General features: G+C 61.7%; 9 protein-coding genes. 8 read left to right on the plus strand and 1 reads right to left on the minus strand.

What is annotated here, in order from left to right; genetic code table 11:
• Positions 1 to 150 precede the first annotated feature (150 nt).
• From VGY55_01315 to VGY55_01330, 4 genes are all read left to right on the plus strand, one after another.
• On the plus strand, positions 151 to 777 hold the full coding sequence (locus VGY55_01315) for a pentapeptide repeat-containing protein (GenBank protein HEV2968594.1): 627 nt from the start codon (positions 151 to 153) through the stop codon (positions 775 to 777).
• A gap of 184 nt (positions 778 to 961) precedes the next feature.
• A complete protein-coding gene (locus tag VGY55_01320) occupies positions 962 to 1504 on the plus strand; it encodes an HIT domain-containing protein (protein HEV2968595.1) in 543 nt (180 codons plus the stop codon).
• Positions 1505 to 1673: 169 nt separating this feature from the next.
• Complete coding sequence (locus VGY55_01325) at positions 1674 to 2915, plus strand: deoxyguanosinetriphosphate triphosphohydrolase (protein HEV2968596.1); 1242 nt, start codon at positions 1674 to 1676, stop codon at positions 2913 to 2915.
• Positions 2916 to 2966: 51 nt separating this feature from the next.
• The gene (locus VGY55_01330) at positions 2967 to 3443 is read left to right on the plus strand and encodes a hypothetical protein (protein HEV2968597.1); all 477 of its coding nucleotides are present in this window, start codon (positions 2967 to 2969) and stop codon (positions 3441 to 3443) included.
• Positions 3444 to 3874: 431 nt separating this feature from the next.
• On the opposite strand, the gene VGY55_01335 is transcribed toward VGY55_01330, so the two are convergent.
• Complete coding sequence (locus VGY55_01335; protein HEV2968598.1) at positions 3875 to 4738, minus strand: hypothetical protein; 864 nt, start codon at positions 4736 to 4738, stop codon at positions 3875 to 3877.
• Positions 4739 to 5111: 373 nt separating this feature from the next.
• Here VGY55_01335 and VGY55_01340 point away from each other — a divergent pair, with 373 nt between their 5' ends.
• The 4 genes from VGY55_01340 to VGY55_01355 all read left to right on the plus strand — a co-directional run.
• Positions 5112 to 5369, plus strand: a complete 258-nt coding sequence (locus VGY55_01340; GenBank protein HEV2968599.1) for a hypothetical protein — start codon at positions 5112 to 5114, stop codon at positions 5367 to 5369.
• 203 nt (positions 5370 to 5572) lie between these two features.
• On the plus strand, positions 5573 to 6472 hold the full coding sequence (locus VGY55_01345; protein HEV2968600.1) for a hypothetical protein: 900 nt from the start codon (positions 5573 to 5575) through the stop codon (positions 6470 to 6472).
• A gap of 110 nt (positions 6473 to 6582) precedes the next feature.
• Positions 6583 to 8007 carry a hypothetical protein gene (locus VGY55_01350; GenBank protein HEV2968601.1) on the plus strand — a complete coding sequence of 475 codons (1425 nt, stop codon included), beginning with the start codon at positions 6583 to 6585 and terminating at the stop codon, positions 8005 to 8007.
• A 61-nt stretch (positions 8008 to 8068) separates the two neighbouring features.
• Positions 8069 to 8585, plus strand: a 517-nt coding sequence (locus VGY55_01355) for a hypothetical protein (GenBank protein ID HEV2968602.1), incomplete at its 3' end; no start/stop codon positions are given.

The raw sequence follows: 8585 nt of genomic DNA on the forward strand, positions 1-8585 counted from the left end.
TCGGGGGGTTCCCCTCATCGAAACGAAACACAGGGAGCATTTCGCTAAAGACATCCCGTTCGGGATGCTTCAGGATTCGGACAATCCTGCACCACATCGGCTAAGCGGCTGACAGCGGAGAGGCTGATCGAGTCGAAAGCGAGGGGTGCGATGGTGCCGATTAAAGACAAAGCCGGCAAAGTGCTCCTGAACGTCAAGGGGGACTCGCTCGTTGGCGCCAATCTGTCGGGCGCCAAGCTCGAACAAGCCGATCTCGCCGGCGCCGATCTCTCCGGCACCTCGATGAACAATACCGACCTGCGTGGCGCCGATCTGAGCGGCGCGAATCTCACCAAGGCCATGATGAAGGGAGTATGTCTGGAGGGCGCCTTTCTCATCGGCGCCCGAGGCACGAAGGTCGATCTGGGCGAGGCCATTCTTCACGGGGCAAACCTCCGAAAAGTGCAACTGCAGGGCGCTAAACTGCGCTTGGCCAAGTTGCAAGGGGCCGATGCCGAAGAGGCCGACTTCTCCGGAGCCGATCTGAGCCTGGCCGACTTGCGCGCCAATTTCTACCGGGCGAACCTCTCTCATACGGATCTTCGCGGCGCGAATCTGAGCGGCGCGAATCTCATGGAGGCCGACCTCGAGCAGGCCAACATGCTCAACGCGAATCTGAGCTGTGTCCGAATGGCCCGCGCTAAGATCAACGGCGCGGTCGACTCCCGTGGCCGCCGTCTGGGAGGAGCCAAAGTGCCCGTAATCAAGGCCCGCCCCTGGTGGCAGCTTTGGGGCTGATCGTCGGCCGTTTCTTGTGTAGGGTGCGTCGAGCGCAGCGCTGACGCACCGGATCAGCCAGCCGAATTCCGGCGAATCTTGCTGCCAGCACTCGGACCATTGCACACGCCCGCTCGAATCCTCGCGCTGGCGCGGCTATCATGGACGTGTCGCACGCCGCCGACCACTCAACGGGAGCCGAACCTTGTCGCACGATCGCCTCTGGGCGCCTTGGAGATTGGATTACATCGTAGGCAAAGATCCGCCTTCGACGGACCCGTCGCGCGAACTCGCTTGGCTTGCCGGCGCCGATCCGCACTGTTTTCTGTGCCGCGGCGCAGCCGACTCCGACGATCGGGCCAACCTGGTCGTCGCCCGCGGACCGTGGACGATCGTCGTCCTCAATCGGTATCCGTATAACAACGGGCATCTGCTCGTCGCGCCGCTTGAGCATTTGGCGACGCTCGAGACACTGACCCCCGAATTACAATTGGAGATCATGCAAACGATCGCGCGCTACACGGAATTGCTTGCGCGGCTGATGCATGCCGAGGGGTTCAACATCGGGCTAAACCTCGGCCGCGTCGCCGGGGCCGGCCTGCCGGGGCACCTGCATTGGCACATCGTGCCGCGGTGGAGTGGCGACACGAACTTCATGCCGGTTGTCGCCGATCTCCGCGTCATCCCGCAGTCGCTCGATTCCCTGCTGGAGCTATTGCACGGTGCTGGAGGGGCGAGGGGCGAGTGACGCGCGGGGTGCCACTGCTGGCTTGTCCAGCAGTGAGCCGCGCCCATCGCTTGAATCCCGCATACGCAGAATCCGACATTTTAAGGAGTATCAACGATCAAGCATCTGCTAGAGTCCATCACTGCTGGACAAGCCAGCGGTGTGCCACCCCAACCGAGTCCCGAGTCCGATGCCCTCTTCCGGTTCTTCTGCATTTGCCGAACGCGAGGCGATGCTACTCGCGCCGTACGCGATGCACAGCGTTGACTCGGCAGGCCGAAAGCATCCCGAGCCGCCGCATGCTTATCGTGCGCCGTTTGCTCGCGATCGCGACCGGATCATTCACAGCGCCGCGTATCGGCGGCTGAGCTACAAGACGCAAGTCTTCACGGGAGAACTCGGCGATTACCATCGCAGCCGGTTGACGCACACGCTCGAGGTGAGTCTCATCGCCCGCACGCTCGGCCGGACCCTGCGCCTGAACGAGGATCTGGTCGAGGCGCTGGCCGTGCAGCACGACATCGGCCATCCGCCGTTCGGCCACTCGGGAGAAGAGACGCTCGATGAATGTCTGCGGACTGTCGGCGGCTTTAGCCACAACCGCCAAGCGCTGCGGATCGTCGAGCAGCTCGAGCGCCGCTATCCAACCTTCCCCGGCTTGAATCTGTCGCGCGAAGTGCTCGCAGGGCAAGCCGCTCGTGCGGAGAAGACGACCGAAAGCCTATCCGAAAGCGGCAGGGGACTGTCCCCTTTTGTGTCCGCCGCGGCGGATTCGATGGAAGCGGGACAAAAGGGGACTGTCTCCCTCTCCGCAGGCGGTACTCGGATAGGCGCCGAGTCGCGGCGACCGTTGCTGGAGACTCAAGTCGTCGACGCGGCAGACAGCGTCGCCTACGACACGCACGACGCCGACGACGCGATGGAATTGGGTCTGCTCGCGCTCGACGATTTGCTGGAAGTCCCCTTATGGCGCGAAGCGGCGCGCCGCGTGAACGAGCAGTACGCGGGGCTGGCCGGCCCCGAGCTGCGCCGCGCTGTGCTGCACGAGCTGATCGATTGGCAAGCCGGCGACTTGCTTGCCGAGAGCCAAAAGCAGCTCGGCGAATTGAAGATCGACAGCGTCGAAGCGGTCCGCCGCGCGCCGGTCGCGATCCGGCACAGCGCCGAACTCGCCGACTTGAAATCGGATTTGGAAGCGATGCTGCACGATCGGGTCTATCGTCATCCGCAAGTGCTCGAGATGCGCGCCCATGCTCAAGCCCGGCTCGAGGAAATGTTCAATGGATATTTGCAGCGCCCGGAATTGCTTCCCGAAGGTTTTCTCGCTCGCGCCGCGAGCACCGGCTTGCTGAGAACAGTGGGCGACTACCTCGCCGGCATGACCGACCGCTTCGCCCTGCGCGAGCACGCCCGGCTTTTTGCTTCGGCCTGAAGAATGGCACGATTATCCGCTGCACGAATTCGATCTGACCAGCGCTTTCTCATGGGAACTGAATCCCTCGCCTACCGCACGGTCCAACGGCAGGTTGAAAACTACAATCGCGAGTCCAACGATTTGATGCAGGCGCATCAGGAAGCGATGGACTGTCGAGATTGCGAAGCGTTTCTCCAGCTCGGCATCGACGCAATTCAACGGATCGTTCGCGCGGATCGAGTGATTCGCAAGGCGATCTATGACGGCGTGATGGAATACGACGCCAAGATTGACGACGGAATCCGTCGCTCGTGCCAGGCATGGCTCTCTCCGTGCCAATTCGCCGAGAAATGGATTATTGAGCAGCAGGCGCGCGGTCATCAAATTGCTAACGTTGACGATTTTCGGGAGTGCAGCGAAGAAATGCGGGCGATCGTCGAGGCGCAGAATCAGAGGGAAGGAGAACCTTTGCCTGCCGCGATCATGGAGCTTCGCGATAAGGCCATCGACGAGCAGGTGAATAGCGAAACTTCCGAGTTCGTTTAGGGAAAGAAATCGCACGGCGCGGAGCTTCCGCGAGCAAGATGTTGCGCGGACGGGGCGGGTTGTCTGCGGTCTGAAAGACCGGCGGAGCCAAGCCCAGGGCGCAGCGACGTTCTCCGCAAGGAGAACGGAGCGGAACCCCGGGATAGCCAAAGCCGCTCGCGCGCCGCCGGCCTGAAGGGCCGCAGGAGACGACGCCCAGCGGACCGCATGGCGAGACCAATGCGAGACTTCCATCGCCCTTACAGGGCTAAGCCGACTTTGGGAATCGCAAACCCAGGGCGTCGCTTGCCCGCCCTAGCGGCCGGCCTCACTGCGCCCTGGGCTGGGCTCCGTCGGCCTTTCAGGCCAAGGAATGAAGTCCGCCGCCGCAAGAACCAAGCGCACTCGATTATCGTCCGGCACACGCTGCGGAGCTAGCTCATCCGCTTTGTTCACTCAGTCAAAATGTTGCACTTCGGCAACGCTTTCTGAAGGTTCGCAACTCCCGCCCCGGTCACGTGGGTTTTTCCAAGATTCAATGTTTGGAGTTGGGCCAACCCTTTAAGGCTTTCGAGTCCAGCGTCGGTGATGTTGGTTCCATGCAGAACCAGCTCTTGAAGTTGGGTCATCCCTTTGAGGTGTTCCAATCCAGCGTCGGTGATGTCTGTCCGAGCAAGCCAAAGCCATTCGAGTTGGGTCAATGATTCGAGATTTGCCAGTCCAGCGTCGGTGATCTTCATATCCATCAACAGCAGGCCTTTTAGATTGGTCATCCCTTTCAGGTGCATCAATCCATTGTCAGTGACTTTGGTTGCACAAAGTGACAGTTCTCGGAGTTGGGTCAACCGCTTGAGGCGGATTAGCCCGATGTCGCTGACCGCGGTTTCGTTGAGACGCAGCTCTTGGAGCTTGCTCAAGCCAGTAAGGTGTTCCAATCCATCATCGGTGACCTTAGTTCCACTTAGCTCGAGGTAGTCGAGATTGATCAACCCCTCGAGACGCGCTAAGTCGGCGTCGGTGACATTGGATCCGTCGAGCCTCAGCATATGGAGCTGTGTCAGCGGTTCGACGCATTCGATTCGTGGTTTGGCGACATTTCGAAGGAGTACAACGGACACGTCGCTGAAGAGATTCTCCCCGAGCAACTTTCGTAGCCACTCCGGTCCGGGTGGATCGTGATTTGGGTTGCCTCGGTCCAACTCGTAGTCGTAATATGCGTTGCCGCGCAGTTTGATGATCGCCTCCACCGCTTCGCGCTCTTTGCGTTTTTTCTCGATCCTGCTTCCCAGCCACCCGCACGCAACGGCGCAAATCATCGTGAAAATCAAGAGCGATCGTAGGCTGAATTGAAACCAGCGACGACGACGGGTGTTTTTCCGTGGAGCGTGCGAATCGCCATTCGATGCGTTGTCCATCATCCCTGCATTGTAGCCCTGCGGGCCTGAGAAAGCCGCATCGTTTGGTCTGCCCCTAGAAATTGTGCCAGCGGTTCGGATATAGTCTCGTGAGTTGAGCGGTATCCGCGGAGCCTGATTAGACACAGGTATCTCAAGAGCCCGCCGTCGGACGATTGTCCGGCGGCGGGCTTTTTTCGTTTTTCGAGCATCTGACAAATCCGCGGGACGAAGGGGACAGTTTCCTTTTGCTGCGCGGACTTCACAAAAGGGGACAGTCCCCAGGGAGGTTGATATGAAGTTTTTCGAATGGCTGTTGGCCAACAAAGACGCGTTGCTGGCGATCGTCGCGCAGTTGGAAACCATTTTCGGCGGCAGTCCCGCGCCGGCGCCCGCAACTGGTCGGATGTCGGCGCTCGACCTGCGTGAAGGGGTCGAATCGGTCGCGGCGGCGCAAGGCATCGACCTGGCGAGCATTCAAGCGTTCATCGCGGCCGTGCAGAAATGGCTGCCGGTGATTGAAGCGATCTTCGCGCAATTTGAGCAGAAGTGATGAGCGAGGTCGGAGTTCGGACATCGGAATATCGGCTTCCGAATCCAACTCCGGCGTCCGGCATTGGCCGACTGCGCTGGCCATTGCCACCCGACGACTGCGCTGGCCAGTTGGCCGAAATGACCACACGCGCTTCGGTTCGCAAGCGAACCGGCTAACGAACAACCTCCGATCTCCTGCCCACCCCAAACGTGGTGCCTGACATGAAACTTGGCAAGCTGCCTCCGAAGCACGATGTTCGCACGCTGCACTTCGGGCGATACAACCGGGCGTTGCCGCCGGTTCCGGCAAGTTGCGACTACTCGGCGAAAGTTCCCGCCTGGCCGATGCTGGGCAACGATCAATATGGCGATTGCACGTTCGCCGGCGCGGCTCATTTGAGCCAGTGCTGGGCCGACAACGCGGGCGATCCGTTTCTGCCGGCCGACCGCGATATCGTCGCCGAGTATCTCAGCTTCACCGGCGGCCAAGACACCGGCTGCGTCGAGTTGGACGTGCTCAAGAAATGGCGGGCCGATGGGATTGTCGGCCACAAGATCGGAGCTTTCGCCGCGCTCGCTCAGGCGGAGCACGAGCAAGTGATGCAGGCCGTCTATCTGTTCGGCGGGGCATATCTCGGAGTGGCGATGCCGCTTTCCGCTCAGAATCAGGCCGTGTGGGACGTGCCGCCGCTGGGGCCGATCGGCCGAGGCTCGCCCGGCTGCTGGGGCGGGCATTGCGTCTCGGCTGTGGCGTACAACTTGACCGGGCCGATCGTCGTCACTTGGGGCCAGCTCGTGCAAATGACGTGGGCGTTTTACGACGCCTACGTCGACGAAGCCTACGCGATTCTGTCACAAGACTTCCTGAGCGACGCGTATATCGCTCCCAACGGATTTGATATTCAATCGCTCGCGGCCGACTTGGCGCTCGTCGGGCAGATGGAATCGCCACCGATGCCGCTGCCGACTCCTCCTACTCCGCCGCCGCCAGCGCCACCCGCGCCTCCACCGCCAGCGCCGCAACCGGGTCCGCCCGTCGCTCTTCCGCCAATTCAACCGACCGAGCGACTCGGGCATTTGTTTTGGGCCGAAAATGCCTTCGGATGGTACACGAAATCCTAAGTACGAAGTGCGAAGGTCAAAGCACGAAACAGATTGACCTTTCGTCCGCTTCGCAATTCAGATTCTCAATCCCCCACTTCGTCCTTGGTACATCGCACTTCGTACGTGATATGAAACGCCTATCGGTTCTCCTCGCCGTTGTTGTCGCCCTCTGCGGCTCGCTTTATGCGCAGACGCCGGCCAGCGAGCTACACGCGGCGGTGGCTGATATCGAGCGGTTGCCCGCCGTGGTCCGGCTTGGCGTGCGGTACTTGTCGCTCTATGCGATCCCGGCCGAGCGGCGCGCGGAGGCCCAGCGCGTCGTGAGTTACACGCTCAACGCGCTCAGCCGCACGCGGACCGTCACGCCGCCAACTGCGGTGTCGCCGACGTTGCTGCGGTTTTCGATCTCGAACTACATCGCCGATCGCCCTGAGTTCGACGCCTGGTCGGCCGCGTGGGAGAAGCTGGTCGAAGCCGATCCGTATTGGCACCTCCGTACGGAGATTCTGGCTGCGAGCGGGCCGAACAGACCCGCGAACCAAGCGCCCAGCGGCCGGCCGGCGACTTTGATCGTCACTGTCGACGGCGGCTGGCTGAACCTCGACGATTCCGCCAAGCTCCGCGCCTACTCGGGCAGCGCTGGCGCCATTTTGCGGGCCGACGATTTCGTGGCGCGCGCGACCGCGACGCCGAATTACTACGCCTTCGCCGGCATTCCGGCGACCGAAACCGAGTTTCTCAAATCGCTTGGCGTCGATTCGGCGACCATCGATCGGCTCCGGGCGAATGCCGGCGCGAACCTGCTGATCTCCGCCGTCACGCAGAAGCCGCGGCGCGTGGTCTGGTCGCAAGGGCCGCTGGGGGGCGTTTACGAAACGCTCGATGTCGCGCGAGTCGATGCCGAGCGCGATCCGATTCGCCGCCCGCTCTCCGCCGACGGAGTGAATCTGAAATACGACGCGGGGGAATGGTTCGCCGTCGCGCCGAACGGCCTATGGCGCGTCGCCTTGTATGACGCGGTCGGCAAGCTGCAACAATCCGTTCCCGACAAAATCGCCAAAGACACCAGCGACCTGCACGGCGACGGAATAGTCACGCCGATGATCTCCTGCATCCGCTGCCACACCGAGAGCGGCTTGCGGCCGTTGCGCGACGATCAAACCCGCCTGCTCTCGACGGGCCGAGTCGATCTACGGAGCTACGACGCCGCGATCGTTCAGCGGGCGGCCGAGTTTTACGACGAGCCGCGGTTGCAGCGGCAGATGGCGTTCGACCGCGAAACCTACGCCCAAGCGGTCGCCCGCGCCGCCGAGTTGAAGCCCGAGGATCTGGCTGAAGCGCTGGCCCGTGCGGTTCGCGAGTTCGCATACTTGCCGGTCAGCCGCGAGCAGGCCGCCCGCGAACTCGGGATTCCCGAAGCACGTTTCATCGATTCACTTGGCGTTTCGCACGATCCGATCATCCTTACGCTTGTCGAAGGGCGGCCCGTGCTTCGCGGGCAATGGGAAAGCAGTTTCGCCGAGGCAGCGACGCTAGCGCGAAGTGACAAGTGACAAGTGACAAGTGACAAGTGACAAGTGGCAAGTGGCAAGTGACAAGGAACTGAGGACTGCTATGAAAGTGTTTACGCCGTTCAAGCTCGTGGCGCTGACCGTGCCGATCCTGGCCTCCGGCCTCTGGCCTCTGGTCTCTGCCGCGGCCGCATGCCGCGTGAAGACGGAGGCGATTGTTACGAACGTGGTGGCGGTGCCAGTGGCGGTGGCGGTCGGCGTGCCGGTGGCCGAGGCCGCTCCATATTACTACAGCTACCAAGCCGTCGCTCCGCAGCCGATGCCGCTCGGGCGGAACGACGCCGAAATCGAGGCGATCGCGGCAAAGGTCGTCGAGAAGCTGAGGGAGCCAAACGCTATTGCTTCATCGGCGCCAGTCCCGGCGACTACGCAGCCCCAACCGAGCCGATCTATCGCGGCCTCGTCGCTCGTCGCGCAGAAATGCGCGGCGTGTCATTCGGGCAGCGCGCCCAAGGCGAATCTCTCGCTTGAGAATATCGGCGCTTTGAATTGTGATACGCGGCTCAAAGCGGTGCGGGCCGTGCTCTCCGAAAAAATGCCGAAAGGCGGCCCGCGGTTGA

This window comes from Pirellulales bacterium, from assembly GCA_035939775.1.
Taxonomy (GTDB): Bacteria; Planctomycetota; Planctomycetia; order Pirellulales; family DATAWG01; genus DASZFO01.

Excerpts from the sequence above, each read along its gene's own strand:
- VGY55_01345 (HEV2968600.1), top strand. The coding sequence starts at position 5,573 with ATGAAACTTGGCAAGCTGCCTCCGAAGCACGATGTTCGCACGCTGCAC.
- VGY55_01335 (HEV2968598.1), bottom strand. The coding sequence starts at position 4,738 with ATGATTTGCGCCGTTGCGTGCGGGTGGCTGGGAAGCAGGATCGAGAAA.
- VGY55_01325 (HEV2968596.1), top strand. The coding sequence starts at position 1,674 with ATGCCCTCTTCCGGTTCTTCTGCATTTGCCGAACGCGAGGCGATGCTA.
- VGY55_01350 (HEV2968601.1), top strand. The coding sequence starts at position 6,583 with ATGAAACGCCTATCGGTTCTCCTCGCCGTTGTTGTCGCCCTCTGCGGC.
- VGY55_01330 (HEV2968597.1), top strand. The coding sequence starts at position 2,967 with ATGGGAACTGAATCCCTCGCCTACCGCACGGTCCAACGGCAGGTTGAA.
- VGY55_01340 (HEV2968599.1), top strand. The coding sequence starts at position 5,112 with ATGAAGTTTTTCGAATGGCTGTTGGCCAACAAAGACGCGTTGCTGGCG.
- VGY55_01315 (HEV2968594.1), top strand. The coding sequence starts at position 151 with ATGGTGCCGATTAAAGACAAAGCCGGCAAAGTGCTCCTGAACGTCAAG.